Source organism: Methylobacterium soli (genome assembly GCF_008806385.1).
GTDB classification, from domain to species: domain Bacteria; phylum Pseudomonadota; class Alphaproteobacteria; order Rhizobiales; family Beijerinckiaceae; genus Methylobacterium; species Methylobacterium soli.
This window is the reverse complement of record NZ_VZZK01000005.1, coordinates 137,418-163,333: the sequence shown is the minus strand read 5'-3', so window position 1 is coordinate 163,333 and position 25,916 is coordinate 137,418. Positions and strand designations below refer to the sequence as shown.

The 25,916-nt window shown below is 70.0% G+C and carries 27 protein-coding genes; 7 read left to right on the top strand and 20 right to left on the bottom strand.

Annotation, left to right across the window (positions count from 1 at the left end; genetic code table 11):
- The first annotated feature begins 25 nt into the window (after positions 1–25).
- Positions 26–289, top strand: a complete 264-nt coding sequence (locus tag F6X53_RS06830; RefSeq protein ID WP_150998666.1) for a DUF3297 family protein — start codon at positions 26–28, stop codon at positions 287–289.
- Here the strand turns inward: F6X53_RS06830 and F6X53_RS06825 are convergent.
- From F6X53_RS06825 to aspS, 4 genes are all read right to left on the bottom strand, one after another.
- Positions 247–636, bottom strand: coding sequence for a hypothetical protein (locus F6X53_RS06825; RefSeq protein WP_238296730.1), 390 nt, complete (start codon positions 634–636; stop codon positions 247–249). The genes F6X53_RS06830 and F6X53_RS06825 overlap by 43 nt on opposite strands.
- Positions 637–644: 8 nt before the next feature.
- Positions 645–1,721 (bottom strand): acyltransferase family protein, encoded by a 1,077-nt coding sequence (locus F6X53_RS06820; RefSeq protein WP_150998662.1) that lies wholly within the window; start codon positions 1,719–1,721, stop codon positions 645–647.
- A complete protein-coding gene (locus F6X53_RS06815; protein ID WP_150998659.1) occupies positions 1,718–2,590 on the bottom strand; it encodes a glycosyltransferase family 2 protein in 873 nt (290 codons plus the stop codon). Before F6X53_RS06815 ends, F6X53_RS06820 begins: the two co-directional genes overlap by 4 nt.
- An 81-nt stretch (positions 2,591–2,671) precedes the next feature.
- Complete coding sequence (aspS, locus tag F6X53_RS06810; RefSeq protein WP_150998656.1) at positions 2,672–4,486, bottom strand: aspartate--tRNA ligase; 1,815 nt, start codon at positions 4,484–4,486, stop codon at positions 2,672–2,674.
- Between the two features lie 180 nt (positions 4,487–4,666).
- Between aspS and F6X53_RS06805 the strand changes: the two genes are divergently transcribed.
- From F6X53_RS06805 to xoxJ, 6 genes are all read left to right on the top strand, one after another.
- Positions 4,667–5,104 (top strand): hypothetical protein, encoded by a 438-nt coding sequence (locus F6X53_RS06805; RefSeq protein ID WP_191970725.1) that lies wholly within the window; start codon positions 4,667–4,669, stop codon positions 5,102–5,104.
- Between the two features lie 125 nt (positions 5,105–5,229).
- A complete protein-coding gene (gene rnd, locus F6X53_RS06800) occupies positions 5,230–6,417 on the top strand; it encodes a ribonuclease D (RefSeq protein WP_150998653.1) in 1,188 nt (395 codons plus the stop codon).
- A 234-nt stretch (positions 6,418–6,651) separates the two neighbouring features.
- Positions 6,652–6,939 (top strand): hypothetical protein, encoded by a 288-nt coding sequence (locus tag F6X53_RS06795; RefSeq protein WP_150998650.1) that lies wholly within the window; start codon positions 6,652–6,654, stop codon positions 6,937–6,939.
- A gap of 939 nt (positions 6,940–7,878) precedes the next feature.
- Positions 7,879–9,681, top strand: coding sequence for a lanthanide-dependent methanol dehydrogenase XoxF1 (gene xoxF1 / locus F6X53_RS06790; RefSeq protein WP_150998647.1), 1,803 nt, complete (start codon positions 7,879–7,881; stop codon positions 9,679–9,681).
- 137 nt (positions 9,682–9,818) lie between these two features.
- Positions 9,819–10,430 (top strand): c-type cytochrome, methanol metabolism-related, encoded by a 612-nt coding sequence (locus F6X53_RS06785; RefSeq protein WP_150998644.1) that lies wholly within the window; start codon positions 9,819–9,821, stop codon positions 10,428–10,430.
- The gene (gene xoxJ / locus F6X53_RS06780) at positions 10,430–11,284 is read left to right on the top strand and encodes a rare earth element methanol dehydrogenase accessory protein XoxJ (RefSeq protein ID WP_191970724.1); all 855 of its coding nucleotides are present in this window, start codon (positions 10,430–10,432) and stop codon (positions 11,282–11,284) included. The genes F6X53_RS06785 and xoxJ overlap by 1 nt, the downstream gene beginning before the upstream one ends.
- Positions 11,285–11,380: 96 nt before the next feature.
- On the opposite strand, the gene folK is transcribed toward xoxJ, so the two are convergent.
- The 16 genes from folK to F6X53_RS06695 all read right to left on the bottom strand — a co-directional run bounded on the left by folK (position 11,381) and on the right by F6X53_RS06695 (position 25,800).
- Complete coding sequence (folK, locus tag F6X53_RS06775) at positions 11,381–11,854, bottom strand: 2-amino-4-hydroxy-6-hydroxymethyldihydropteridine diphosphokinase (protein WP_150998638.1); 474 nt, start codon at positions 11,852–11,854, stop codon at positions 11,381–11,383.
- On the bottom strand, positions 11,851–12,258 hold the full coding sequence (gene folB / locus F6X53_RS06770; protein ID WP_150998635.1) for a dihydroneopterin aldolase: 408 nt from the start codon (positions 12,256–12,258) through the stop codon (positions 11,851–11,853). Before folB ends, folK begins: the two co-directional genes overlap by 4 nt.
- On the bottom strand, positions 12,255–13,034 hold the full coding sequence (folP, locus tag F6X53_RS06765; RefSeq protein ID WP_373875876.1) for a dihydropteroate synthase: 780 nt from the start codon (positions 13,032–13,034) through the stop codon (positions 12,255–12,257). Before folP ends, folB begins: the two co-directional genes overlap by 4 nt.
- A gap of 238 nt (positions 13,035–13,272) precedes the next feature.
- Positions 13,273–13,641, bottom strand: coding sequence for a hypothetical protein (locus F6X53_RS06760; protein ID WP_150998629.1), 369 nt, complete (start codon positions 13,639–13,641; stop codon positions 13,273–13,275).
- The gene (locus tag F6X53_RS06755) at positions 13,622–14,344 is read right to left on the bottom strand and encodes a hypothetical protein (protein WP_373875875.1); all 723 of its coding nucleotides are present in this window, start codon (positions 14,342–14,344) and stop codon (positions 13,622–13,624) included. The genes F6X53_RS06760 and F6X53_RS06755 overlap by 20 nt, the downstream gene beginning before the upstream one ends.
- The gene (gene pqqE, locus F6X53_RS06750) at positions 14,341–15,486 is read right to left on the bottom strand and encodes a pyrroloquinoline quinone biosynthesis protein PqqE (protein WP_150998626.1); all 1,146 of its coding nucleotides are present in this window, start codon (positions 15,484–15,486) and stop codon (positions 14,341–14,343) included. The genes F6X53_RS06755 and pqqE overlap by 4 nt, the downstream gene beginning before the upstream one ends.
- Positions 15,483–16,568 (bottom strand): pyrroloquinoline-quinone synthase PqqC, encoded by a 1,086-nt coding sequence (gene pqqC / locus F6X53_RS06745; protein ID WP_150998623.1) that lies wholly within the window; start codon positions 16,566–16,568, stop codon positions 15,483–15,485. The genes pqqE and pqqC overlap by 4 nt, the downstream gene beginning before the upstream one ends.
- Before the next feature lie 154 nt (positions 16,569–16,722).
- Positions 16,723–17,622 (bottom strand): pyrroloquinoline quinone biosynthesis protein PqqB, encoded by a 900-nt coding sequence (gene pqqB, locus F6X53_RS06740; RefSeq protein ID WP_150998619.1) that lies wholly within the window; start codon positions 17,620–17,622, stop codon positions 16,723–16,725.
- A 45-nt stretch (positions 17,623–17,667) separates the two neighbouring features.
- Complete coding sequence (gene pqqA / locus F6X53_RS06735; protein ID WP_109896664.1) at positions 17,668–17,757, bottom strand: pyrroloquinoline quinone precursor peptide PqqA; 90 nt, start codon at positions 17,755–17,757, stop codon at positions 17,668–17,670.
- 176 nt (positions 17,758–17,933) lie between these two features.
- Positions 17,934–18,638, bottom strand: a complete 705-nt coding sequence (locus tag F6X53_RS06730; RefSeq protein WP_150998616.1) for a response regulator transcription factor — start codon at positions 18,636–18,638, stop codon at positions 17,934–17,936.
- On the bottom strand, positions 18,635–20,254 hold the full coding sequence (locus tag F6X53_RS06725) for a sensor histidine kinase (protein WP_150998613.1): 1,620 nt from the start codon (positions 20,252–20,254) through the stop codon (positions 18,635–18,637). The genes F6X53_RS06730 and F6X53_RS06725 overlap by 4 nt, the downstream gene beginning before the upstream one ends.
- Positions 20,255–21,005: 751 nt before the next feature.
- A complete protein-coding gene (locus tag F6X53_RS06715; RefSeq protein ID WP_150998607.1) occupies positions 21,006–21,212 on the bottom strand; it encodes a hypothetical protein in 207 nt (68 codons plus the stop codon).
- A gap of 105 nt (positions 21,213–21,317) precedes the next feature.
- The gene (locus tag F6X53_RS06710; protein ID WP_150998604.1) at positions 21,318–22,115 is read right to left on the bottom strand and encodes a formylmethanofuran dehydrogenase subunit C; all 798 of its coding nucleotides are present in this window, start codon (positions 22,113–22,115) and stop codon (positions 21,318–21,320) included.
- Positions 22,112–23,050 (bottom strand): formylmethanofuran--tetrahydromethanopterin N-formyltransferase, encoded by a 939-nt coding sequence (fhcD, locus tag F6X53_RS06705; RefSeq protein ID WP_150998601.1) that lies wholly within the window; start codon positions 23,048–23,050, stop codon positions 22,112–22,114. Before fhcD ends, F6X53_RS06710 begins: the two co-directional genes overlap by 4 nt.
- A gap of 33 nt (positions 23,051–23,083) precedes the next feature.
- The gene (locus F6X53_RS06700; RefSeq protein ID WP_150998598.1) at positions 23,084–24,727 is read right to left on the bottom strand and encodes a formylmethanofuran dehydrogenase subunit A; all 1,644 of its coding nucleotides are present in this window, start codon (positions 24,725–24,727) and stop codon (positions 23,084–23,086) included.
- Positions 24,727–25,800: a molybdopterin-binding domain-containing protein gene (locus F6X53_RS06695; protein WP_150998595.1), complete on the bottom strand. Its 1,074-nt coding sequence runs from the start codon at positions 25,798–25,800 to the stop codon at positions 24,727–24,729. Before F6X53_RS06695 ends, F6X53_RS06700 begins: the two co-directional genes overlap by 1 nt.
- Between the last annotated feature and the right edge of the window lie 116 nt (positions 25,801–25,916).

Genomic DNA, 25,916 nt, shown 5'->3' with positions numbered 1-25,916 from the left:
TCCACATGCGACCAAGGCCCAGACGATGTCCGAGACCCCTCCCGACCGCCTCGCGGTGAACCCGAACAGCCCGTTCTACGACGAGAAGGCGCTGGAGCGCGGCGTCGGCGTGCGCTTCAAGGGCACCGAGAAGACCAATGTCGAGGAGTATTGCGTCAGCGAGGGCTGGGTTCGCCTCAGCGCCGGCAAGACCCTCGACCGTGCCGGCAACCCCATGACGGTGAAGCTGAAGGGGCCCGTGGAGCCTTACTTCCGCGATCCGGCGCCCGAGGCTTCGCCCGAGGCGTGAGCCCCGCCGGAGGCGTGAGCCCCGCCGGAGGCGTGAGCCTCGCCCGGCCCCGCGGCCTCCTTCCGGGCGCGGGCCGCCGCGAAATCCCGGATCGCCGCCGCGACGAGTTCCGCCACCTGCTCGGGCCGCCGCGGCGCCCGGATCACCAGGCTGACGATCGCATCCGGGTGGTTGCGCCGCTGCTTCGGGGTGCGGGCATGGTTCGAGACCCGGAGCGCGTAGGCGCAGCCATCCGGGCGCAGGTAGGCGCTGTCGCCGCGGCTGTTGCGGGCGCTCACCACGAAGCCCTGCCGCATCAGGAGATCGACGGCATGCGCCAGGGCCGCCGCCGGCGCGAGGGCAGTCACCGGGGCAATCATGGGCCCGCCGGCTCGATGGTGTTCAGCGTCCGCCGCCCGAGCGCCCGCGCCTTGAGGCGCAGGGCCGGCGCTTCGATCGCGTACCAGGAGGCCGCCGCCGCGATCGCGGTCAGCGCTAGGGCCGGCCCGAGGAGCAGGCTCGCCGAAGCCCCGGGCCAGAGGGCGTGCAGGCTCTGCTGGATCGGCCAGCCATACAGGTAGGTGCCGTAGGACAGGTCCGCCGGCGGGTCGAGGAAGGGCCGCGCCAGGAACGGCGCGAGGCAGAGCCAGAGCGCCCCGTAGGTCTCGCCGAGGAACAGCAGGGTCCGGTAGAGGACGCTGCCCTGGGCCAGGGCGCAGAGAAGCGCGAGGCCAAGCAGCGGCCAGAGCCACAGGCGCACACGCTCGCGCCAGAGATAGAGCGCCGCCCCGCCCGAGAAGATCATCGGCAGCCGCAGGCTCGTCTCCAGGCCCTTGGGCAGGTCGGGGTTGACGGTCTCTGCAGCGACCAGCGCCACCGCGAGGCCGCCCGTGAGGAGGAGGGCGGACCAGCGCCGCCGCAACAGGCCGGCCGCGCCCGCCGCCAGCACGCCGAGATAGCAGAGCACCTCGTATTTGAGGGTCCAGACCGTGCCGAGCGGCGCGCGGTAGGGATTGTGGGGGAAGAGGCCGGGCAGGGCGGCATTGCTCTTGAAGGTCGTCAGCGTGCCGCGGATGAAGCGCCACAGCTCCGCCTCCCGCAGGTACTCGGCGAGGGGCAGCACGCTCAGCGCCGGCCCGAGCACCAGGGCGACCAGCAGGGTCGCGGCGACGAGGCCGGGCAGGATGCGCAGGGTGCGGGCGAGGGCGTAGTCGCGGGCCCCGCGCCGCTCCAGGCTCATGGTCACGAGGAAGCCCGAGATCGCGAAGAAGGCGTTCACCGCGTGCTCGCCGAGGGTGAAGCCGGTGATCCGCGCCAGGGGCTCGGCCGCGGCATCGCCCGTCGTCACGCTGTAGGCGTGCGAGACCACCACCGCCACCGCCAGGGCGAGGCGCACGATCGAGAAGCCGTTATGCGGCCGCCCGAGGGCCGTCGCGATGGTGGGCGTCCTCACGGGTCGAGCCCTTCGCGGGCGAGCGCGCTCCGCCCGCGAAGGGCCGCGAGCGCCCCCGCGGCCGATCCGCCGTAGCGCTCCCAGCCGACGCGCCGCAGCGCCAGGGCCGAGAGGGCGGCCTTGGGGGCGTTGACGGCGAGCATCCCGAGGCTCGGGTCGGGCAGGCCGTATTTGCGGGCCACGTAGGCGCGCGACCACGCCTGGTGCCAGCGGGTGCGGAAGACGCGGCCGCGCTCCGGGGCCGAGGAGCGCCCGCGCCCGTGCAGGGCCACCGCCCCGTGCACGTGGACGAGGGCGTGGCCCGCATCGGCGAAGCGGCGGCAGAGGTCGTCGTCCTCGTAGAACAGGAAGATCTCCTCGTCGAAGCCGCCGCGTTCGAGGAAGCGGTCGCGCCGTACCATCAGGCAGGCCCCCGAGAGGAAGGGCGCGCAGGCATCCCCCGAGGGCGGGGCGAGGCGGCCCTTTGGGTTCGGCAGGTAAGGGGCGAGGTAGGAGCGGGCCTGGTAAAAGTAGCGCCCGTCGGGCTCCACGATGCGCGGCGCGTAGAGCCCCGCATCCGGATAGGCCTCGGCCGCCGCCAGCAGGGCGTCGACGGCGCCCGGTTGCAGCACCACGTCGGGGTTGAGGATCAGCACGTGGACGGCGCGCTCGGCCGCCCGCACGCCGATATTGTTGGCGCGGCCATAGCCCTCGTTGCGGGCATTGCGCACAACCGCAGCACCGGCGGCCTCGGCCAGCACCGCCGAGCCGTCCCGGCTCGCATTGTCGACGACGAGGGCCGGGACATGCTCCGCGGCGAGCGCCGCGAGGCAGGCCGGCAGCGCCCCGGCGCTGTCATGCGCGACGACGACGGCGACGAGGCTCGGCATCGGGGAAACCTGTCTGGGGTTCCTGCGGGACGGGGCCGTGCACGCCACGCCCGGTCCCGCCGCCGCGATCGGCCCGGGGCCTCAGGCCTTCTTCTCGGGCAGGTTCAGGCGGATATGCAGCTCGCGCAGCTGCTTCGGCGTCGCCTCCGAGGGCGCGTTCATCATCAGGTCCTCGGCCCGCTGGTTCATCGGGTAGAGCACCACCTCGCGGATATTCGGCTCGTTGCAGAGGAGCATCACGATCCGGTCGACGCCGGGCGCGATGCCGCCGTGCGGCGGGGCCCCGAGGCGCAGCGCGTTGAGCATGCCGCCGAACTTCGCCTCGAGCACGTCCTTGCCGTAGCCCGCGAGGCCGAAGGCCTTCTCCATGATCTCCGGCTTGTGGTTCCGGATCGCGCCGGACGAGAGCTCGGTGCCGTTGCAGACGATGTCGTACTGGAACGCCTTGATGCCCAGGATCGTGGCCTCGTCCTCGGCCCCGAGTTCCAGGAAGGCGTCGTGGTCGAAATTCGGCATCGAGAACGGGTTGTGGGAGAAATCGACCCGCTTCTCGTCCTCGTTCCACTCGTACATCGGGAAGTCGGTGATCCAGCAGAAGGCGAACTGGTCCTTGTCGGACAGGTTCAGCTCGTCGCCGATCCGGATGCGGGCCTTGCCGGCGAGGCCCGCGGCCTTCGCCTCGGTGCCGGCGGCGAAGAACACGGCATCGCCGGCCTTCACCCCCGCCTTGCTGGCGATCCGGGCCTGGATCTCGGCCGGGATGAACTTGGCGATCGGGCCCTTGCCGGTAAGCGCGCCGCCCTCGTCCTCGAACACGATGTAGCCGAGGCCGGGCGCGCCCTCGGAGCGGGCCCAGTCGTTGAGCTTGTCGAAGAACGAGCGGGGCTGGCCGGCCGCGCCCGTCGCCGGGATCGCCCGCACCACGCCGCCGGACTTGATCACGCCCTTGAAGGCCTTGAACTCCACCGCCTCCTCGCCGAACTCGTCGGTGACGTCGGCGATGATCAGGGGGTTGCGCAGGTCCGGCTTGTCGACGCCGTACCTCATCATGGCGTCCGCGTAGGTGATGCGCGGGAATTCCCCGGTGACGCGCTTGCCCTCGGCGAATTCCTCGAACACGCCGCGCAGAACCGGCTCCACCGCCTGGAACACGTCCTCCTGGGTGACGAAGCTCATCTCGATGTCGAGCTGGTAGAACTCGCCCGGCGAGCGGTCCGCCCTCGCATCCTCGTCGCGGAAGCAGGGGGCGATCTGGAAGTAGCGGTCGAAGCCCGCGATCATCGTGAGCTGCTTGAATTGCTGCGGCGCCTGCGGCAGCGCGTAGAACTTGCCCGGATGCACGCGCGAGGGCACGAGGTAGTCGCGGGCGCCCTCGGGCGAGGACGCCGTCAGGATCGGGGTCTGGAACTCGAAGAAGCCGCCGTCGCGCATCCGCCGCCGCAGCGAGTCGATGATCGCGCCGCGCTTCATGATGTTGGCGTGCAGCTTCTCGCGGCGCAGATCGAGGAAGCGGTACTTGAGGCGCGTCTCCTCGGGGTATTCCTGGTCGCCGAAGACGGGCAGCGGCAGTTCGGCGGCCGCGCCCAGCACCTCGAGCGCGTCGATATAGACCTCGACGGCCCCCGTCGGCAGCTCCGGGTTCTCGGTGCCGGCGGGCCGGGTTCGGACCCGGCCATCGATGCGGATGACCCATTCCGAGCGCGCCAGGTTGGCGGCCGGGAACGCCTGGGAATCGGAATCCACGACGCATTGCGTCAGGCCGTAATGGTCGCGCAGGTCGATGAAGAGAACGCCGCCGTGATCGCGGATGCGGTGGCACCAGCCGGAGAGGCGAATGGTCTCGCCGACGTCGGACGGGCGCAGCGCCCCGCAGGTATGGGTACGATAACGGTGCATGGCGGACTTCTTGGAAACGGAGGCCGGCACCATTCACGCGAGGGGCGTGAAGTCAAGCGTGAGGCCCCGAGCAACCCCGGAGCGGGACGCGCGGCAGGATTCGCGCCGAGGCCGCCGAAATCGGCCGCGAGGCGGGGCCAGGGCCTTCCGGATCAGGGTCCGATTCCCCATATAAGTCCTATGAACTTTCACGTTTTTTTCAGCCCCGACAGGCCGCAGGAGCCGGCCGCCACGGCCCGGGACGCGACCCGGGACCGGGACGTCGCCGCGCCTCCGGTCGGCGAGCGCCAGGAGGGGGCCTGGCGAGTGCTGCCCCTCGAAGGCAGCTTCGAGCTCGTCTACGAGGACGGCCAGGGCGCCTGGAGCGCCCGGACGCTGCAGGCGCGCGAGCTGAAGCTCGGTCCGGGCCGCACGCTTCTGGGCGGCATCGACCGGGGGCGGGGCGGCTACCGGGGCTTTCGCGTCGATCGCATCCGCCGCCTGACCGATGGCGCCAGCGGCCAGCGGGTGGAGGCCGGCATCCTCGATCTCCTGCTCGCCCGGGCCGAGGCGCAGCGGCGCGAGCGTGCCGCTCTGGCCCGCAACCGGCGCCGCGCCGCCCCCCGGCACGCGGCCTGAGCGGCCGGGCCGCACCCCGTCGGTCCGGGGTACGCCTGGGTACATCGCGGATAGCGGACCGATCGTCGGGGACTTCTGCGGCGATCGGCTCCCTTTCCGTCGAAACCTTCGGTATAGCCGGCTTCATGGACCTGATCGCCACAACACCGGCGCTGGCCGACGCCTGCGCCCGCCTCGCCGCACAAGCTTTCGTGACCGTCGACACGGAGTTCATGCGCGAGACCACCTATTACCCCAAGCTCTGCCTGATCCAGATGGCGGGGCCCGACGGCATGGCCGTGCTCGTCGATCCCCTCTCGCCGGAGATCGACCTGAAGCCCTTCCTCGACCTGATGGCCGACGAGGGGGTGGTGAAGGTGTTCCACTCCGCCCGCCAGGACCTGGAGATCATCTGGCTCCTCGGCGAATTGCTGCCGCACCCGTTCTTCGACACGCAGGTCGCCGCCATGGTGTGCGGCTACGGTGATTCGGTCTCCTACGAGCAGCTCGTCAACGACGTGGCCAAGGCCAAGATCGACAAGTCGTCCCGCTTCACCGACTGGTCGCGGCGCCCCCTCTCGGACGCGCAGCTCGCCTACGCGCTCTCGGACGTCACCCACCTCGTCAAGGTCTACGAGGTGCTGGCCGGCCATCTCCTGAGGACCGACCGCGGCGCCTGGCTCGACGAGGAGATGGGCGTCCTGACCTCGCCCGAGACCTACCGGGCCGATCCGGCCCAGGCCTGGCGCCGGCTCGCGGGCCGCATGCGCAAGCCCCGCGAGATCGCGGTGCTGACGGAGGTGGCGGCCTGGCGCGAGCGCGAGGCGCAGAGCCGCAACGTGCCGCGCGGGCGCATCCTCAAGGACGAGGCCGTCATCGATGTCGCCACCGCCGCGCCCCGCAGCGTCGAGGCGCTGGGGCGGCTGCGCACGATCCCGGCAGGCTTCGAGCGCTCGCGCACGGGCGCCGATATCCTGGCCGCCGTCGAGCGGGGCTTTGCCCGCGACACCGCCGACATCGCGGTTCCCGAGCGCAGCCGCGGCCGCGGCGGCGGCGGCAACGGGGCCCTCGTCGAGCTCCTCAAGGTCCTGCTCAAGGCCGTCTGCGAGGCCGAGGGCGTCGCGCCCAAGATCATCGCCACCGTCGACGACCTCGAAGCCGTGGCGGAGGATGATGACGCGGACGTGCCCGTCCTGCACGGCTGGCGCCGCAGCCTCTTCGGCGAGAAGGCCCTCGCCCTGAAGAGCGGCCGCCTCGCCCTCTCGGCGGAGCGCGGGCGCATCGTGGTGCGCGACCTGCCCGAGCCCGGCCTCGCGGCGGGCGGTCAGGGCTGAGCCCGTCCACCGGCGCCGTCCCGGCGCGCTGAGGGCAGGCGGCGCCCGCGGCTGCCGAGCGGCCGGTCGCGCCACGCCCGGCTTCCATCCCTTCCTGAGACGACGGACGGCACGGCCTGTTCGGTCGCGGCCCTTCGGGACGGTGACAGATCGCCGTGCCGGCATTACGAGTTGGGATCAAACGGCAACCTGATTGCCGGAACCTCCCGGATCCCGTCTGCGTATCGTCCGTCGATGTACGAACCCAATGAAGTCCTGCAGACGCTGACCGGGCGCGGCCACGTCTCCGCCGAGGGCTGCGAGACCGTGCGCGTGCGCTACCGCGTCGTGATCGAGCGGCGACAGGGGATCCTCGTGGCCCACGGCACGCTCATCGGCAGCCATGCGGGACTGCGCCCGATCTGGCTCGAGCCGGATTCGGTGCTGCGCCTCAAGACCGGGCGGCGCGTCGACATCGCCCTGACCGATCTCGTGGGCGACACCGCCGAGTTCGAGAGCACGGGCGTGCTCGCGGGCTTCTGAGATGACGCACGGATCGGCCGCCGGGTGACGCGCGGCCCCGGGGGCCACGCCTCCCATCCGCGCCTCCCGCCAGCTCGCCGCGCAATGGTCGCAGCCGGAGACGCTCCCCGACCAGGATCGGCTCTCAGATTGACCGGCCCCGCGACAAGCCCCGGGGCGGGCGAGCCATCGTCCCGTCGGTGATCTCGAACGCGGTCTTCGACGCCACCGGCAGACGCCTGCGCTCCGTCCCCTTTACCCCCGACACGGTCAAGGCCGGTCTCCATCGGGTGTGAGGGCCCTGATTCTGAGGTTTCCGGTGCGCAGCGCATGCGATCAATGCGTAGCTTCCACAACCAGAATGCGTAGACCCCCTCTGCGGCGAGAAAGCGCACACGCAATCCGATTGCGCGCGCCGAGCCCCCTCGGCGTTTCCCGATCGCCCGCAGCCGAGCCGCGCAAGCGTGGCCATTTCGCAGTGCGCATACGGCCGAGGCCAGCGCACGTACCAGTTTTGCTCGAAAGAACCCGAAACTCACGCTTGCAGCACATGGGCCGCCCCATTCGGTGGAGGGGGTATGCGGAGGTTGCATGAATCGACGCGGTTAGGACGAAAAGTAATTTCGAATGCCTCACCTTTCGTTTTGCGTTGCAACATATACGTTTGCAGAGCGGGAGACCGGTTAACCCATTCAAACGGTTCACCAGGACTTGATCGCGAGCGCTTTTGAGCCTCCGCAAGCGAGTTGACGGCGGCCAAATTTTTCTTAGAGTTCATTCAAGCTTCGGTTTCGAGGGGGCCACCAAAGGGATGGTGGCTTCTGGCTCGGTGCCTCTCCGGCACACGAAAACCCCGCCCGCTACCGAAGCGTATCGATCCCTGTCGCAAACAACAGGTCAGGTCTTCTTACGTAATCTCCTGATTGCGCGAGGCGGCTCAAAGACCTGTCGGAGGAATCCATGAGAGCGGTCCATCTTCTCGCACTCGGCGCAGGTCTGGCCGTCGCCACGCCGGCGCTGGCCAACGAAGAACTGATGAAGCACCTCAACAACCCTGCCGAGCAGGCGCTTCAGACGGTTGACTACGCCAACACCCGTTACTCGAAGCTCGATCAGATCAACGCCTCGAACGTCAAGAACCTCCAGGTTGCCTGGACCTTCTCGACCGGCGTCCTGCGCGGTCACGAGGGCTCGCCCCTCGTCATCGGCAACATGATGTACGTGCACACCCCCTTCCCGAACATCGTCTACGCGCTCGACCTCGACCACGACGCCAAGATCGTCTGGAAGTACGAGCCGAAGCAGGATCCGTCCGTGATTCCGGTGATGTGCTGTGACACGGTCAACCGCGGCCTCGCCTATGCCGAGGGCGCCATCATCCTGCACCAGGCCGACACCACGGTCGTGTCGCTCGACGCCAAGAGCGGCAAGGTCAACTGGTCGGTCGTGAACGGCGACCCGAAGAAGGGCGAGACCAACACCGCCACGGTTCTGCCCGTGAAGGACAAGGTCATCGTCGGCATCTCGGGCGGCGAGTTCGGCGTGCAGTGCCACGTCACCGCCTACGACCTGAAGTCGGGCAAGAAGGTGTGGCGCGGCTACTCCATGGGTCCGGACGATCAGATGCTCGTCGACCCGGAGAAGACCACGGCGCTCGGCAAGCCGGTCGGAAAGGATTCCTCGCTGAAGACCTGGGAAGGCGATCAGTGGAAGACCGGCGGCGGCTGCACCTGGGGCTGGTTCTCCTACGATCCGAAGCTCGACCTGATGTATTACGGCTCGGGCAACCCCTCGACCTGGAACCCGAAGCAGCGTCCGGGCGACAACAAGTGGTCCATGACGATCTGGGCACGTAACCCGGATACCGGCATGGCCAAGTGGGTCTACCAGATGACCCCCCACGACGAGTGGGACTATGACGGCATCAACGAGATGATCCTCACGGATCAGAAGGTTGACGGCAAGGATCGTCCGCTCCTCACCCACTTCGACCGCAACGGCTTCGGCTACACCCTCGATCGCGCGACCGGCGAGCTTCTCGTCGCCGAGAAGTTCGATCCGGTGGTGAACTGGGCCACCAAGGTCGACATGGACAAGGGCTCGAAGACCTTCGGTCGTCCGCTGGTCGTGTCGAAGTACTCGACCGAGCAGAACGGCGAGGACACCAACTCCAAGGGCATCTGCCCGGCGGCGTTGGGCACCAAGGACCAGCAGCCTGCTGCCTTCTCGCCCAAGACCAACCTGTTCTACGTGCCCACCAACCACGTCTGCATGGACTACGAGCCGTTCCGGGTGACCTACACCCCGGGCCAGCCCTATGTCGGTGCGACCCTGTCGATGTACCCCGCGCCGAACAGCCATGGCGGCATGGGTAACTTCATCGCTTGGGACGGCGTCAACGGTAAGATCAAGTGGTCGAACGCCGAGCAGTTCTCGGTGTGGTCGGGCGCTCTTGCCACCGCCGGCGACGTGGTCTTCTACGGCACGCTTGAGGGTTACCTGAAGGCCGTCGATTCCAAGACGGGCAAGGAGCTCTACAAGTTCAAGACCCCGTCGGGCATCATCGGCAACGTGATGACCTACAGCCACAAGGGCAAGCAGTATGTCGGCATCCTGTCGGGTGTTGGCGGCTGGGCCGGCATCGGCCTCGCGGCTGGCCTCACCGATCCGAACGCCGGTCTCGGCGCGGTCGGCGGCTACGCGGCCCTGTCGAACTACACCAACCTCGGTGGTCAGCTGACCGTCTTCACGCTGCCGAACTAATCGGTCGCAGGACACGGTCCACTTTGGGTGCCGGCGCGGGTTTCCGCGCCGGCATCCTTATGATTAGATGTGGTCTAAGAAGGCTGCATTTCCCCTCAACATGATGCAAGCCCCAGAGTCTCAGGGAGAAACGTCCGTTGCTTCACCTCAGCCAAGTCGCCTTGCGGCCATTCGTGGCTGCCCTCGCCCTAGCGACCGTGTCCGTGGTCGCCGTAAATGCTGAGGATGCAAAGCCTGCCGATAAGTCCCTCGCCAATTCCCTCAACCCCGACGACAAGACCGCCGAGAAGGACGACAAGCTTCTCGCCAAGGATGCGGCCGTCAAGGTCGAGGATGGCAAGTATTTCGACGCCGAGGGTCACCCGACCTTCCACGTGACCGAGAACGGCAAGAAGTTCGACTGGTACGCCTATTCGGGGTACCGCCGCTATCACGCCGAGTGCCACGTCTGCCACGGCCCCGACGGCATGGGCTCGACCTACGCGCCCGCTCTCAAGGACTCGCTGAAGCACCTCTCCTACGAGGAATTCATCGGCATCCTGGCCGGCGGCAAGCAGGACGTCAGCTCGTCGGAGCAGAAGGTCATGCCGGCCTTCGGCGACAACAAGAATGTCATGTGCTACGCCGACGACCTCTACGTCTACCTCAAGGCACGCGCCGCCGGCGCCATGGGCCGTATCCGCCCGGGCGACAAGGAGGAGAAGCCTGAGGCTGCCAAGAAGGCCGAGAAGGAGTGCATGGGCGGCTAATGTCGCGCAGCACCCGTCGGATTGCCAACGCGCTCGCGCTCCTGCTGATCACGGCAGGGGCGCGGCCCGTATCCGCCCAGCAGCTTCCCGACCTCGTGACGACAGACGTCCTGCGCGTCTGCGGCGATCCCGGGAACATGCCGTTCTCCGAGCGCAAGGAAGACGGTTTCGAGAACAAGATCGCGGCGATCATCGCCGATGAACTCAAGGTCAAGGTTCGCTATTACTGGTTGACGCAGGGTCCGGGCTTCGTCCGGAACACCCTCGGGACCGGCCTGTGCGACCTGATCGTCGGATCGGCCGCGGGGAGCGAGCTGGTCCAGCACACCAACCCCTATTACCGCTCGGGCTACACCCTGGTGTCGCGGCACGGCGACCTCGCGGGGGTGACGAAGCTCGACGACCCGAAGCTGAAGGGCAAGGCGATCGGCGTCATCGCCGGCACGCCGCCCGTGAACCGTATGGGCGAGCTCGGCCTCGTCGGGTCGATGAAGACCTACGCGCCCTACCAGCTCGATCCGGCCCGCAAGCATCAGACGGTCTCGGCCGAGATCATCGCGGATCTGGCCGAGAAGAAGATCGATGCCGCCGTGCTGTGGGGGCCGGCCGCCGGCTGGCTCGCCAAGAACAGCGGCGCCGCGATGGACGTGGTGCCCCTCCTGCAGGAGCCCGACCGGCCGCCGCTCACCTTCCGGATCGCCATGGGGGTTCGCCAGAACGAGAATGACTGGAAGCGGACCCTCAACACGATCCTGCGCAAGCGCCGCGCCGACATCGACCAGGTGCTGCGCGATTACGAGGTGCCGCTGCTGGAGGACGATGAGAACAGGCTCCTCGAACCCGTCAAGCACTGAGAACCCGCCACGCACTGACGACGCGAAAGGGCCGGGATCCACGATCCTGGCCCTTTCGCGTGGCCTTAGACGGTTGCGCCCTGGATTCCGGCCGCGTCAGACCGGCTCGATCCCGGTCGCGTCATGCTTGGCCAGGGCCTGCCGGACGGTCTCGCCGCCGATGACGAGGTCAGGGGCGATCTCCGCCAAAGGCACGAGCACGAAGGCCCGCTCGCGCACGAATCGGTGCGGCAGGACGAGGCGCTCGTCCGAGACCTCGGCGCCGGCGTAATGCAGCACGTCGATGTCGATGACCCGCGGTCCCCAGCGCCGCTCCCGCACGCGGCCGAGCGCCGCCTCGACGGCCAGGCAGGCTTCGAGGAGCGCGTGCGGGCTCAACGTGGTCTCGACCCCGATCGCCGCGTTCAGGAACCAATCCTGGTCGGTGTCGCCCCAGGGGGGCGTCCGGTAATCGCGCGAGCGCGCCGTGACGACGAGGCCGGGCGTGGCCGCGAGGCCGTCGATGGCGGCGGCGAGCATCGCGGCCTTGTCGCCGATATTGCTGCCGAGCCCGAGATAGGCCTGTGTCATGCGCCGGCCTGCCCCGTCGCGAGGGAAGGTCCCGTCCGGGATGCCTGCCGCCGGGTGATCTCGATGCTGACGCCGTCGATCACCGCCGGCACCGGTGCGCTCGGCTTGTCCACCCGGACCGTGACGGCGTGGAGGCGCGAGAACCGCGCGAGGCAGGATTCGGCGATCGCCTCCGCGAGCGCCTCGATCAGGGCGAAGCGGCGCTGCGTCGCGATCTCGACGACGATCTCGGTGAGGTCGGCGTAGCTGACCGTCCGGGCGACGTCGTCCGACACGCCCGCGGCGGCGAGATCGAGGCTGCAATCCAGCGAGATGTAGAAGCGCTGCCCGATGCGGGCCTCCTCGGCGAGGAGCCCGTGATAGGCGAAGACCGCGATGCGCTGAACGAGGATGCGGTCGCTCATGCGCGCGACTCCGGGCGCATCACCGCATCGACGACCCGCAGGGCGTCGACATGGGCGGCCACGTCGTGGACGCGCACGATATCGGCCCCGAGCGTGCCGGCGAGGACGTGGCTGGCGATGGAGCCGTAGAGCCGGTCGGCGGGCTTCGTCTCCTTGTCGTGCAGGCGCCCGAGCAGGGACTTGCGGGAGACGCCGACGAGGAGCGGGAAGCCGAGCGCCCGGATCTCGGGCAGCCGGCGCAGGGCCTCGAGATGCTGCGCCCAGCTCTTGCCGAAGCCGATTCCGGGATCGAGCACGATATCAGCGTCCGGGATGCCGGCCCGGCGGGCGATGTCGAGGGAGCGCTCGAAGAAGCGCAGCATGTCGGCGACGATGTCGAGATCCGGGTCGATCGTCTCGCGGTTGTGCATCACCATCACGGGCGCGCCGTGGGCGGCGGCCACGCGGGCGATGTCGGGCTCGCGCTGCAGGCCCCAGACATCGTTGACGATGCGGGCTCCGGCCGCCAGCGCGGCCTCGGCGGTCGAGGCCTTGCAGGTGTCGATCGAGATCGGCACGGGCAGGCGCGGCGCGAGGCTGCGGATCACCGGGAGCACCCGGGCCTGCTCGGCCTCGGCCGATACCGGGGTGTGGCCGGGCCGGGTCGATTCGCCCCCGATATCGACGAGCGCCGCGCCCTCGGCAGCCAGGGTCTCGGCCTGCGCGCGGGCGGCGGCCTCGCCCACGAAGCGGCCGCCATCCGAGAAGGAATCCGGCGTGACGTTGAGGATGCCCATCACGAGTATGCGCCGGCCGAGATCCGGGAGCAATCGGGTGAGGCAGGAGGGCGGGTGGCTCACGTGAGGCGGTCCCTTTCACGCGGGCCTCGGCCCGGGATGTTTGTCGGGAACCGTCGATGTGGACGAAACCCCGCGCCCGCGCAACGGCGGGGGCAGGCCGCGGGCCATGCATGAAAAAGCCGCCCCGCCTTGGCGGGACGGCCGCGATCGTGGGCCGCGCGATCCTGGTCCGCGATCAGCCGCGGAAGCAGCGGATCTCGGCCTCGGCCTGGGCCCGGCGCAGATCCGCGACCTTGTCGTCGAAGATCTTCGTCGACTTGAACTCGTTGGCGCGCTGGCCGACGCCCTGGCGCATCGACAGGATCGTGCTCGCCTGGACGTATATGTCGTAGGTGAGGATCGACGCGAGGGCGTCGAGGGAGCAGGAGCAGCGCTGCAGCGACTCGCGGGTCTGGCCGTTCGCCGCCATGCAGCCGAAGACGTAATCGACCCGCGCCTCGGTCGGGTAGTCGTTCTCGAGATCGGCCGCCGCCATCCCGGGCACCGCCAGGGCCGCGAGGGCGAGGGCCGCCAGCGCGCCGCGCTCAACCAGCTTTCTGATCATAGCTCAACCGCTCCTCGAGGAGTTCGCCGCCTTCGGCATTCTTGGATTGCGCCTCGATCGAGACGAGCTCGCCCGGCACCGACGACGAGGTGATGAAGGTGTAGGTCATGTTCGACATGCCGCGCATGCGATCGGCCAGCTTGTCGCCCTCGAAGGGCTTGGCCTCGACCCGCCAGCCATCGACCTCGCGGCCGTTATACGTGACCTTGGTGGGGGTGACAGTGGCGCGGTCGCGCAGGCCCTTGCGGATGGCGTTCTTGAGATAGCGCGGATTGGCCTCGAGCACGCGCGCCAGGTTGACGAGGTGATGCTCCAGGAAGAGCGTCATCACGGGGTTTCCGGGCATGTCCTCGAAGGGGCCGGCCGGGAAGCGGTTCTGGCCGGAGAACATCTGGACGTCGATGTTGCGCTCGTCCGGGTTCTTGCCGGGCTCGAGCTTCAGCGTGATCGCGTCGTTGAGGGGCGGCCCGAACGGCCCCTTGCTGATGCCGGAGCGGCGCAGGTAATCGTAGGTGAGCGTCGCGCCGGGGGCGGTGTTGCGCAGTTGCGGCCGCTCGAACAGCAGGTCGGCGGCGGAGGGCGCCGCATCCGCCTTGGCCGCCGTCACGGCCGGGGGCGCGTCCTGCTGCGCGAATGCCGGCGCGCCGGTGAGCGCCGTCGCGGCGGCGAGCGCCAGGATAGCCGCGGTCACAAGATCCTTCACAGCGGGGCGTCCTCCTTGAGCGGCGACCGGACGTTGCTGCCGATCGTCCGGTACACGTAATCGGGCGGGTTGTCGGCCGCCTCCTCGGCCGCCAGCGCCCGCACCTTGGCGTGGAGCGGCGAGAGCGAGCAGGCCGGGTCGGTCGCCGCCGCATCGCCCGCGAGCGCGAGCGCCTGGCAGCGGCAGCCGCCCCAATCCTTCTCCCGGCGGTCGCAGGAGCGGCAGGGCTCCTGCATCCAGTCGGTTCCCCGATAGGCGGTGAAGGCCGGGGAATGCGTCCAGATCTCCCCCAGCGAATGCTCCGTGACGTACCAGAACTCAAGCTGCGAAATTGTCTCGGCCGCGTGGCAGGGCAGGACCTTGCCCTGGGGCGTGACGTTGATGAGCTTGCGGCCCCAGCCGCCGGCGCAGGCCTTGGGGTATTTCGCGTAGTAATCGGGCACCACGAGGTCGATGACGAGCTGGCCCTTCAGGCGCTCGCGCGCCGCCTCGACGATGCGGATCGAGGCGTCGACATCGGCCTTGTTGGGCATCAGGGCGGCGCGGTTGACGTAGGCCCAGCCGTAATACTGGGTGTGGGCGACTTCCAGGCGCTTGGCCCCGAGCCTGACCGCGAGATCGATGAAGCCCTCGACCTCGTGGATGTTGCCGCGATGGATCACGGAATTGAGCGTGAGCGGCAGGCCGAGGGACGTGACCTTCTCGGCGAAGGCCATCTTCTGCGGCTGCGCGTTCTTCAGGCCGCCGATCTTCTCGGCATTCTGCGCATCGACGCCCTGCACCGAGAGCTGAACGTGATCGAGGCCGACATCGTAGAGGGCCTGGAGCTTGTCCAGGGCCCCGCCGACGCCGGAGGTGATCAGGTTCGAGTAGAGCCCGAGCTTGGCGCAAGTCTCGGTAATCTCGACGATGTCGTTGCGGGCCGTCGGCTCGCCGCCCGAGAGGTGGACATGGAGCACGCCGAGCCCGGCCGCCTCCGTCAGCACCCGCTGCCAGGTCGCCGTGTCGAGCTCGCGCGAGCGGCGGTCGAGTTCGAGCGGGTTCGAGCAATAGGGGCAGCGTAAGGGGCAGCGGTGGGTCAGTTCCGCCAGGAGCCCGACCGGAGCCGGGACGGCCTGGGGATTCGGCGTGATCGCGTTCATCGCTCCAGCACCCTCTTGGTTGCGAGGTCGTTCAGCATCACCAGGATGTCGGCCTCGATGACCTTCGGATCGGCCGCGTAGGTCTGCCCGAGCAGCACCGCGATGTCGGCGACCGAGCGCTGCCCGTCGACGAGCGACAGCACCGCCACCGCGTTGTCGTCGAGGTCGAAGGTGCGCTCCGGGGCGAGCAGCACGTGCTTCTGGCGCGTCTCGTCGAAGCGCATGCGCACCCCGCGGGGCAGGCGCGGGACATGGCCCGCCTCGATCCGCCCGGTCCCGGCGGCCTGCACCACCGCGGGCGCCTCGGCCACGAGGCCGGTGCCGGGCGTCCAGGCATCCGGCGGGATCATGCCGGGGGCGACGTAGGCGAAGTAGAGGGCGTCGAGCTGGGTCCAGAGGACGTTGCACTTGAAGGTCAGGGCGGCCATCGCCTGGCGCTGCAGGGCCGGGGTGGTGGCGTGCCGCTTGACGTAGTCGAGGGCGAAATCGGCGTCGCGCGGGGCCTGCGTCAGGCGCTTGTCGAAATACGCCAGGGTGTCCTTGGTGATGAAATCGTAGTTCTTGAGCATCCCGGCGACGCGCTCGGAGATGATCGTCGGCGAGAACATCTCGGTGAGCGAGGAGGCGATCGCCTCGAGGAGCGAGCGCTCCGAGACGAAATGCACGTAGGCATCGACCGAGAAGCGGGTCGCCGAGAGGATGCCCTGCGTCGAGAGCACGTAGTCGCGCGCGAAGCCGACGCCCTCGGCGAGCTTGAGCCAGCGCTCGATGCCGCCGTCGCCCGGATGGTCGCCGTCGTGGTCGACGATGCGCTGGCGCCAGACCCGGCGCAGGGACGCCTCCGTCATGCGGGCGAGCACCGCCGCGTCCTTCACGGGGATCATCGCCTGATAATAGTAGCGGTTGAGCGCCCAGGCCCGGACCTGATCCTTGTTCAGCTTGCCGTCGTGCAGCAGCCGATGGAACGGGTGCAGGTTGTGGTAGCGCCGGGCGCCGATATCGCGCAGGGCCGCCTCGAGCTCCTCGGGGCTGAGAAGCCGCTGGCTCTCGTCGGCGGCGGGCGTGGGGAAGGCTGCGGTCATGGCGTGTCCAAGCGTCCGTCTTGCTTCGCGTTTCCTGGAACCGTTTTTAGATGGGGCGGCGGGGCCGTCGAACCAACGCCGCGTCCACACGACTCAATCGTGCAAAAGATAAAGCTGGCGTCGGCGATTGCCAGCCGGCCCGGTCCGGAGCCCGTCAGAGGCTCAAGGCGAGCCCGTCATGCGCCACGGTCCAGCCGGCGGCCTCGACCTCGGCACGGGCCTCGGAGCCCTCCACCAGCACCGGGTTGGTGTTGTTGATGTGCACGAAGACGCGCCGCCCGATCGCCACGTCCCGGAGGGCCGCGACGGAGCCGCCATCGCCCCGCATCGGCACGTGGCCCATGCGCCAGCCCGTCTTGGTGCCGACGCCGGCCCGGATCATGTCGTCGTCGTAGAGCACGGTGCCGTCGAACAGCAGCGCGTCGACCCCGGCGATGCGCTCGCGCAGGCCGTCGGTGACGCGGGCGCAGCCCGGGATATAGGCCAGGCGCCGGCCGCCGGCCTCGATCATGGCGCCGACCGTGGTCTCGGTCTCGGCGCCGATCTCCATCGCGGCATCCTCGAGCCAGAGCGGCACCTTGCCGGGCACCGCGAACAGGGTGAGGCGCAGGCCCGGGACCGGCTCGAAGGCCTGGTCGAGGCTGATCGCCTCGCGCCTGACCACGTCCGCCGCCATCACGTCGAAGACCCTGTTGTCGTTGACCGAGCCGAGGATGCCTCGCGTCGCGTAGAGGGTGTAGGGCTGGCCCTCGCGCAGGGTCAGGAGACCCGCGACGTGGTCGACGTCGCCGTTCGTGAGCAGCACCGCGTGGATCGGCGAGTGGCGCAGGCCCTCCCGCGGGTGCAGGACGGGATTGTCGAAGAGCTGCTGCCGAATGTCCGGCGAGGCGTTCACCAGAAGCCAGCGTTCCCCGTCGGGGGAGACCGCGATGCTCGACTGAGTGCGGGGCCTGACCCGGGACGGCTCGGTCCGGGCGAGGTTGCAATTCGGGCAGCGGCAATTCCACTGGGGAAGTCCGCCGCCGGCCGCCGAACCGAGGATCACGACACGCATGGATTCAACTCACGCCGCCTGCAATCCCCGGCCCGGCTTCACACCTTAGTGGAAGGTGTCGATCTCGGCCGACTCGTAGCTCGTGACTTCCATGCCGACGCAGATCTCGGAAACGACGGGGGCTGCCCACTTCATGGTGTTTCTCCTCATTCTTCGATCGTCAGAAACATCCTGGAAACCTCCCTAAGAAGATCCTAAGATGCTGACGGCGCAGTGGTTTCTGTCGCGGGAGCTATATCGTCAATTCCGCCGGACTCTTCAAGCGCTAAATTGCCAGATGCTCCCGGAACCCTCCGGAGAAATGCGGGGGATCAGTGCCGGAAATCCTGCCCGCGCAGGTCCAGCATGAAGCCGCGCCCGCGCACGGTGGTGAGGATCGGACCGCCGAAGCGGACGAAGTCGGACATCTTGGTTCGGAGATAACCTACGTAAACATCGACGACATTCAGGGAGAGGCCGCCCTGGCTCGCCCAGAGCTTGTCGAAGATGTCGCCCCGCGAGACCGGCTTGTTCGCCTGGTCCATCAGCATGGCGAGGAGCTCGGCCTCGCGCGGCGTGAGGCGTGCTGTCGCATCCCCGAAGCTGACCTGCCGGACATTGAGATCGAGGGTGAGGCGCCCCGCCGTCACGATGGTGCGCGGCTCGTCCGATTCCTTGCGGCGCAGGAGATGGGTGCGCAGGCGCGCCACGAGCTCGTCGAACACGAAGGGCTTGACGATGTAGTCGTCGGCGCCGAGCGCCAGGCCCTCGGCCCGGTCGCGCACCTCGTCGCGCGCGCTGAGGAACAGGATCGGGCCCGGATAGCCGCCCTCGCGCAGGGAGCGGCAGACGTCGTGGCCGGACCCGTCGGGCAGCGTGATGTCGAGGACGACGGCCTCCGGCGCCTCGTCGCGGGCGGCCGTCAGCGCGTCGCCGACGCAGCCCGCCATCCCGACGGAGAAGCCCTCGGCCTCCAGGCCCCGGGCCAGCATGGCGCGGATGTCGCTGTCATCCTCGACGATCAATACCCGCGTCATGCGGCGCTCTCCCGTGTGTCGCGCGTCTTGTTCTGCCGACCCGCGAGGTCGAGCACCGGCAGGTCGAGGGTCACCCGCGCGCCCCGGCCGTTCTCGCCCCGCCCGAGACGGATGGCGCCATCATGATGCTCAATCACCCAGCGCGCCAGTGCCAAGCCGATGCCGAAGCCGGGTTCTCCGGCGCGCTCTCCGCGCCGGAAGCGCTCGAACAGGCGCTCCTCCGCCTCGCCGAAGCCCGGCCCGTCATCGGTGATCGTCACGCTGGCAAGGCCGCCATCCGGCCCCTCGGACTGCGTCAGCGCCACCGTCACGCGGGTCAGGCCGGCGGCGTGGCGCAGGGCGTTGTCGATCAGGCTCTCGACGACCTGACGCAGCCATTCGGGATCGGCCAGGATCTCGATGTCGCGGTCGCCCGGCTCCAGCGCCAGGGCAACCCGGCGGCGCGCGGCCTCGGAGCCCGCATTCTCCACCGCCTCGGCCAGGACCGAGACGGCGCTGACGGCGCGGCGCTCCAGCTCGATCTGGCCGGATTCCGAGCGGGCGACGCGCAGGAGGTCCTCCACCCGCAGCTTCAGGCGCTGGGCCCGCTTGCGGATGGTGGCGAAGACCGGCCCGGGATCGACCTCGCGGGCGCTCGGGCGCGTGGCGAGGTCGCACTCGCCGAGGATGACGGTGAGCGGGGTGCGCAGTTCGTGGCTGACATCGGCGAAGAAGCGGCGCCGCGAGCGGTCGACGGCTTCCAGGCGCTCGTTGGCCGCGCGCAGATCCGCGGTGCGGGCCGCCACGGTGTCCTCCAGCGCAGCGCGGTCGGCGGCGAGCCGGCCCTCGCGCCGGGAGAGGCGGGCCGCCATGCGGTTGAAATTCGCGACCAGGAGGCCGAGCTCGTCGCGGGTCGCGACCGACAGGCGGGTGCCAAGCGCGCCGCCGCCGATCGCGCCGGCCGCCTTCCGGACCGCCTCGATCCGCGCCAGCGTCGGGCGGGTGATGCTGCGGTAGAGCACGATCACGATGGCAAGCGCGAGGAGCACCGCGAGGCCGGCCGCGACACGCAGGCGCCCGGACAGCTCCCGCGCCTGCTCGGAGCCGAGCACCATGGTGCGGCGCTCCGCCTCGATCAGGAAGGAGAGGGGCTGGCCCGTCATGGCGCCGAAGCCGTTCAGCGCCCCCTGGATGGCGTTCTTGCGGCTCTCGGGATCGGTCCGACGCTCGATCTGCGAGACCTGCCGGTCGAGGATCACGCGGGCGGCCCGGATCTGCTGCATCGGCCGGATGCGGGCGGCGTACTGGGTCCGGTCGAGGGGATCGTCGGTGGCCAGGATCGTGGCCGCCAGGGCCTCGTCCACCGTGGTGAGCGCCCGGTCAACGTTGGTGCGGGCGATGGACAGGGCCTCGGGCTGACCGTCCGGGTTGCCGACGGTCTCCACGGCGGCGAAGCCGAACTGGGTCAGCCGGCCGGACAACTCGGCCAGCAATTCCAGCCGGCGCTGGGCCGCGAGCGTCCGGTCGATGGTGGTCTCGGCGGCCGCGATCGACCAGAGCACGCCGGCCGCCGCCAGGATAACGAGCAGCGTCGTGCTGCCGAGCAGCAGCGCGAAACGGACCTTGAGTGAGCGCATCGTCCCCATATCCGGGCCGGACCCGCTCCCGGCGAGGCGGCCACGGGCGCGACAGTGTCACCGCGGGGCGGCAAGGCCAAGAGGCGCGCGGCGGATCCGACCATTCCCGAACGCGAGTGGTAATGCGCTCTGCCGTCAGCGCGGCGCCTGGATGACGCGCCGCGTGTCGGAACAGGCGCGGGTGGCGCGACGCGCCCCCTCTCCCGTGCGGGAGAGCTTGCCCGAGAAGCGGGCCGGGGTGAGGGGTGCGCGTTGTCCGGAGAGGCCGCACCCCTCACCCGGTCGGCTCGCGCCGACTCGACCTCTCCCGGACGGGAGAGGTGGTGCTTGGCGCGCGACCGGCAGCGACGCGGGAATGGGTGCCAGAACCAGCCCTGATGGCGCGACGCGCCCCCTCTCCCGTCCGGGAGAGGGTTGGGGTGAGGGGTGCGCGCTGTCCGGAAAGGTCGCACCCCTCACCCGGTCGGCTCGCGCCGACTCGACCTCTCCCGAACGGGAGAGGTGGGGCGCACGTCGCTCAGCGCCATCTTCGTTTTAGAGCGCCAGAGGCAAGCCCGGATGGGCGGCGGCGTATCCGGACCAGCCCGGATAGCGCGACGCGCCCCCTCTCCCGTGCGGGAGAGGGTGGGGTTGAGGGAAGTGACCTTTTCGGAAAAACCTGTCCTCTCACCCGTTCCGCTATCGCGGATTCGACCTCCCACGGACGGGAGAGGTGAGGCGCGGAGCCGTCGGGCGCCCCGGGGAGCCCGGCCTAGAGGTTCTTCGGCTCGCTGCCGCGCGCCGCGCAGCGCCAGCGGGCGACGTGCCATTCGGGATGGGCGGCCTGCCAGGTCGCGATGGCGCTCTGCCCGTTGCGCAGGCAGATGAAGGGGCTCGAGGCCTCGTAGGACAGGTTGATCCGGTCTTCGCGGCAGGTGGTCGGCTGCGACAGGAGGCAGATCGAGAGCAGGATCATCATGGGGCCACGCCTCGTTGCATGACGGACGGATCCGGGTCCGCCGCGGGGAGGGCGGCCCGGTCAATCACGCGTCATATGCGGCAGCGGCGGGCCGCGGCCAGGGCTTCAGGCGGCCGCGGTCCAGATCTCGCCCTTGCCGAGGGTCGCCAAGTCGCCCGAGTAGCGCCGGAGGGCGCCGGCCGCCAGATCCGCGTGGGCCGGGCTCAGGGCCCGCAGGGAGCGGACGAGGAGGCGCAGGAACACCAGATCATGCGTGCCGGTCTCGACGAAGGTGGGGCCGAGGGCGCCGTGGGCGCCGACGAGCAGCGTGCCGCGGCGCATCCCGAACCCCGGATGATCGCCGGTCTTCAGGGCCGCGAGGGTCCCGGCGATCATGCGCGAGCCCGCGAACGCCCCGGCCTCGCCCGCCACGATGACGCCGCGCCGCATCCGGTCGCCGAGATGGTCGCCCGCCCGGCCCCGGATGATCAGCGTCGCGCCGTCAAGGCCGGCCTTGGCGGCGTAGACCGCGCCGCCGGCATGGTCGCCCGCATCGCCCTCGATCGTGATGAGGCCGCCGGTCGCGCCGGCGCCCGCGAAGGGACCGGCCGCGCCCTCGACCGTGAGGGATCCGCCCGCCATGCCCTCGCCGAGGCGCTGGCCGACATCGCCCGCGACCCGGATCGTGCCTTCCGAGAGCGCCGCCCCGACCTGGTCGAGGCGCTCGGAGCCGCCCTCGATCACGAGGCTGTCGGAGCGGTCGAGCTTTACCGTGAAGCAATCCCCGAGGCTCAGGCCCCGGCGCGTGGTGCCGATCGGGAGCCGGGCAACCTCGGCCTCCGAGAGACCCGAGAGCGCGAGCGGCGTGATGTTGAGGAGATCGAGGCGCTCGGGGGGCGCCTCGCGCAAGGTGAGGACGCTCATGCTGCACCTGGTTTCGTGAGGAGGTCCCGGAGATGGTAGTGGTGGCGGCCGAGATTGCCGCCGTAATTGCCGGCCGTGACCGCCACGAGCCCGTGGCGCGCGCCGACCTCCGTAGAGGCGTGGAGCGCCGCGCGCATCGACTCGGCGACCGCCCCGGAGGTGAGGGCGTCGATGACGATCTCCAGCACCACGCCGCATTCGGGCGGCAGGGCGGAGCCGGCCCGGCCCTTCAGCGTCGGGCAATAGGCGTCGTTCGTGGAGGCCATCATGCCCTTGGTCCGCCCGCCGACCTTGGAGCCGGAGCGCACGATGCCGCCCGGGAAGGGCAGGATCGCGCCCGGCACCGCGCGGGCCGCCTCGACGGCGATCTCGGCGACCTTCAGCGTGTCGGCGTGCTTGCGGCCGAGAAAGAGCAGGTTGCCGCCGCCCACCGCGCCGTCCACCGCCCGCACGAAATCCTCGCACAGGAACTCGCCGTCCATGACGGGGATGCGCCAGTAGCGACGGCTCTTTCCGGTCTCGTCCGTCAGGCGCTTGGCCACCGCGAAACCGTCGCCGAAATACCGGATGGCGCCGCCGAGCTTGATCTTCGTCGGCCCGTCGACGCCCGCGTAGCAGGCCGTCCCCGGGCAGGTGAGGATGCATTGTCCGACGCGCTTGAGGAGCTGCTCCTTCAGCCCGTTCGGCTCGAAGCCGAAGAGCAGGATGCGCACGCCGGGCCGCCCGTCCGGGGTCTCCTCGGGCGAGAGCTCGGCATCAATGCCGGCCTCGGCGCCGCAGCCGATCACGGAGGTCGCGAACCCGGTCATCGTCACGGCCGCGATCATCGCCCATTTGGCGGTGTCGTTGGTGACGATGATCGCGGTGCCCGCGACGTCGAAGGCCTCGGCGAAGGTGTCCTCCACCTTGATGCCGTTCAGGGTGAGTTCCGCCATCTCAGCCACCGGTCCTCACGCACCGCCTCACAATCACGCCCGGCATGCCACGTCCTCGAACACATCCGCGACCGGGAAGGCCTCGTCCGGCACCGCGAAGCTGGCAAGCCCCTGGCCGAAGCGGTCCTGCAGGTAGGTGTCGGTGCGCCGCGCCATCGCCTTGTCGGATTCGACCGACAATTCGAGGGTGTGGCCGGCGCGCCAATCCACCACCTCGCCGTCCTCCACGATGGTGACGCCGTCCTTCAGGACGAGCCGCGCCCGGGAGAACATCGCGGTCCGGTCCCGGTCGTCGCGGTAGATCGCGACGTCGGCCCGCGCGCCGGCCCGCAGATGGCCGCGATCGTCGAGGCCGAGGAGCTTGGCCGGACCGGAGCGGGTCAGCTGCGCGATCTCCGAGAGGGTGTACTCGCGCTCGATCCCGGGCAGGGAGGAGCGCTCGCCCACCACCTTCGGCAGGGTCGCGATCTCGCGGTCGCGCGCCTCCTTGTCCATCAACAGGTGGATGATGCGCGGATATTCCGTGAACGGGCCGCCATTCGGGTGGTCGGTCGTCAGGATGGTGCGCTCGGGATCGCGCGACAGCAGCATCAGCTCGAGGCCGATCGCCCATTGCAACGAGCTCGTCGGGCCCCGCGGCCGGTAGAGGAACGGCACCACGCCGCCGCCCTCGGCATCGCCCGCCGTGAGGATCCACTTCTTCGGGTTGGCGCCCTTGCGGCCAGCGAACTGGCGCAGGATGTCGAGCGAGATCGTCACGGTCTGGCCGAACACCACCTGGCCGACGTCGAAGGTCGCGTTCGGGTGCGCCTCAATGGCCTCGGTGATGCGGGCGGCCGCCGAGCGGAAGCCCCCCGTCATCGGGTTCTCGGGATCGACGACGCCGTAGGCGTAGAACTGGGCATGCGCGAAGTGGATGCGCCGGCCCTCCGCCGCCTCCAGGGTCGCCACGAAGGAATTGTCCGCGCCCGGAAGCCCGAGATTGTTGCAATGGACGTGCAGCGGGTGCGGCACGCCGATCTCCTCCACCGCGTCGAGGAGCGCGGTCATGATCTTGCGCGTCGAGAGGCCGTAGGTCGGGATCTCGTCGTCGAGGCTCAGCGTCAGGGCGCCGTCCTTGAAGGCGGAGGCGCCGCCCGCATTGATGCACTTGACGCCGAGCGCCCGCGAGGTCGCGACGTTGAGCGCCACGAGGTCGCGCACCGCCGCCTTGCCCTCGCGGTCGCGCAGGAGCTGGAGCAGGTGGTCGTCATTGCCCATCACGCAGAGCGCGGCCCGGTCGAGGAGCGGGATGTCGGCGAGTTCGAGCTGGGTCGAGAGGGCGCTGACCGGGGGCATCGCGGGTTCGACCGCGGTGGTGTAGCCCATCCGGGCATAGTTCGCGCCGATCCAGGCGGCCGAGCCGCCCGCATGCGCGAAGGGGTGGCCCTCGGGCGCGGCCTCGCTCACGTAGAGGTCGGGCAGGAGCAGGCGCGACAGCACCACGTTGCCGCCCGCGATATGGGAATGAACCTCGACGCCGCCCGCCATCACGACGCAGCCGGTGGCGTCGATGGTGCGGTCGGGCTGGCGCTCGGAGGGAGCGACGACGCGCCCGTCCTCGATCCAGACGTCGCCGACGGCGTCACGTCCCGCGGTCGGGTCGACGACCCGTCCACCACTGATCCGGGTCAGCATCAGGCGCCTTTCTGATCGGTGAGGCGGTCGCGGATTCGGCCGAGCACGTCGGCGGCGGTGAGTTCGGCGGGCGCGCCGGTGGCGGGCTGGTACGTCACCGTGGCGCGGCCCTCGTTCCAGAGGGCGCCGCCGGTGCTCTCACCGGGCACGCCCACCGCGATCACGATCTCGGCGGCATCCGCCACCGCGTCGGGGCTGCCCTCGCCCACGATGGCGACGGAGGGCAGGCGCCCGAGCCAGTCGGGGCGGGGGCTGGGCAGGGAGGCGAGCCAGAGGGCGGCGTCGGCCTCGCCAGCCCGCACCTGCCGGGCGCTGTCGAAGCGCCAGGGATCATGCTCGGGCAGGCCGCGGCCGAAGCCGAGGCGGGGCGCCTGGCCGGTGGTCCAGGCCGAGAGCTGGACCACGGCCCGGTCCTGGTTCGGGCCCGAGAGCGGGAGCGTGAAGAAGCGGGTGGTCTCGTTGAGATCCTTGACGAGGCCCTGCAGCATCTCGATGCCGAGCTCGCCGAGTTCCGCCGGGTCGTAGACCGCGACGCCGTACTGGGCCGCGAACAGCCGCCGGGCGAGGTCGGCATAGGCCGACTCGCCGGCAAGATGCCCCTTGGCGAAGGCGCGCAGATGCGCGACCGAGAGCGCGAGCGCGCCCGATTCCTGCGGATAGGCGACGTGGCGCGTCGCCCCGTTGCCCGGGCCGCCGATGGACAGGAGGGCGCGCTCGGTCCCGGCCGCGCGCCCGCGGGTCGGCGCCCCGGCCGCGAGGGCCGGCAGGATCGGCGCGTCCCAGGGCGCGGCCCCGAGGACCAGCACCGTATCGGCCCGGCCGAGCGCCTCGGCGGGGGTCGTCAGCATGGCGCCGGTGCGGCTCAGCGCGCCGAGCTCCGCGTAGGTTCCGGCGGCGCCGGCGGTGTCGAGGGAGGCGCCCAGCGTGCCCGCCAGGTGGATGGCCGCGCGCACCGCGGCGAGCTCGGCGCAGAGACCGGCCACGACCGGCGCGCGCGCGGCGGCGAGCAGGGTCGCGGCCGCCGCGATGGCGGTCTCCGCATCCGTCGCCCCACCCTTCACCCAGGCTGCCATCCACCCTCACCTTGCATGCGTTGTTGGAGCATCGCGGGGTCGGCGCAGCCCAGGCAGGGCCTGCGCGACCGGTCGGGACCCCTCGGGGCCCCCGTCGGCCGATGCACGGGGGGCGA

Bases quoted from the DNA above. Each gene is read 5' to 3' on its own strand.
- F6X53_RS06830 (WP_150998666.1), top strand. From the start codon at position 26: ATGTCCGAGACCCCTCCCGACCGCCTCGCGGTGAACCCGAACAGCCCG.
- F6X53_RS06815 (WP_150998659.1), bottom strand. From the start codon at position 2,590: ATGCCGAGCCTCGTCGCCGTCGTCGTCGCGCATGACAGCGCCGGGGCG.
- aspS (WP_150998656.1), bottom strand. From the start codon at position 4,486: ATGCACCGTTATCGTACCCATACCTGCGGGGCGCTGCGCCCGTCCGAC.
- F6X53_RS06805 (WP_191970725.1), top strand. From the start codon at position 4,667: ATGAACTTTCACGTTTTTTTCAGCCCCGACAGGCCGCAGGAGCCGGCC.
- rnd (WP_150998653.1), top strand. From the start codon at position 5,230: ATGGACCTGATCGCCACAACACCGGCGCTGGCCGACGCCTGCGCCCGC.
- F6X53_RS06795 (WP_150998650.1), top strand. From the start codon at position 6,652: ATGTACGAACCCAATGAAGTCCTGCAGACGCTGACCGGGCGCGGCCAC.
- xoxF1 (WP_150998647.1), top strand. From the start codon at position 7,879: ATGAGAGCGGTCCATCTTCTCGCACTCGGCGCAGGTCTGGCCGTCGCC.
- xoxJ (WP_191970724.1), top strand. From the start codon at position 10,430: ATGTCGCGCAGCACCCGTCGGATTGCCAACGCGCTCGCGCTCCTGCTG.
- folK (WP_150998638.1), bottom strand. From the start codon at position 11,854: ATGACACAGGCCTATCTCGGGCTCGGCAGCAATATCGGCGACAAGGCC.
- folB (WP_150998635.1), bottom strand. From the start codon at position 12,258: ATGAGCGACCGCATCCTCGTTCAGCGCATCGCGGTCTTCGCCTATCAC.
- folP (WP_373875876.1), bottom strand. From the start codon at position 13,034: ATGGGCATCCTCAACGTCACGCCGGATTCCTTCTCGGATGGCGGCCGC.
- F6X53_RS06760 (WP_150998629.1), bottom strand. From the start codon at position 13,641: ATGATCAGAAAGCTGGTTGAGCGCGGCGCGCTGGCGGCCCTCGCCCTC.
- pqqE (WP_150998626.1), bottom strand. From the start codon at position 15,486: ATGAACGCGATCACGCCGAATCCCCAGGCCGTCCCGGCTCCGGTCGGG.
- pqqC (WP_150998623.1), bottom strand. From the start codon at position 16,568: ATGACCGCAGCCTTCCCCACGCCCGCCGCCGACGAGAGCCAGCGGCTT.
- pqqB (WP_150998619.1), bottom strand. From the start codon at position 17,622: ATGCGTGTCGTGATCCTCGGTTCGGCGGCCGGCGGCGGACTTCCCCAG.
- pqqA (WP_109896664.1), bottom strand. From the start codon at position 17,757: ATGAAGTGGGCAGCCCCCGTCGTTTCCGAGATCTGCGTCGGCATGGAA.
- F6X53_RS06730 (WP_150998616.1), bottom strand. From the start codon at position 18,638: ATGACGCGGGTATTGATCGTCGAGGATGACAGCGACATCCGCGCCATG.
- F6X53_RS06725 (WP_150998613.1), bottom strand. From the start codon at position 20,254: ATGCGCTCACTCAAGGTCCGTTTCGCGCTGCTGCTCGGCAGCACGACG.
- F6X53_RS06715 (WP_150998607.1), bottom strand. From the start codon at position 21,212: ATGATGATCCTGCTCTCGATCTGCCTCCTGTCGCAGCCGACCACCTGC.
- F6X53_RS06710 (WP_150998604.1), bottom strand. From the start codon at position 22,115: ATGAGCGTCCTCACCTTGCGCGAGGCGCCCCCCGAGCGCCTCGATCTC.
- fhcD (WP_150998601.1), bottom strand. From the start codon at position 23,050: ATGGCGGAACTCACCCTGAACGGCATCAAGGTGGAGGACACCTTCGCC.
- F6X53_RS06700 (WP_150998598.1), bottom strand. From the start codon at position 24,727: ATGCTGACCCGGATCAGTGGTGGACGGGTCGTCGACCCGACCGCGGGA.
- F6X53_RS06695 (WP_150998595.1), bottom strand. From the start codon at position 25,800: ATGGCAGCCTGGGTGAAGGGTGGGGCGACGGATGCGGAGACCGCCATC.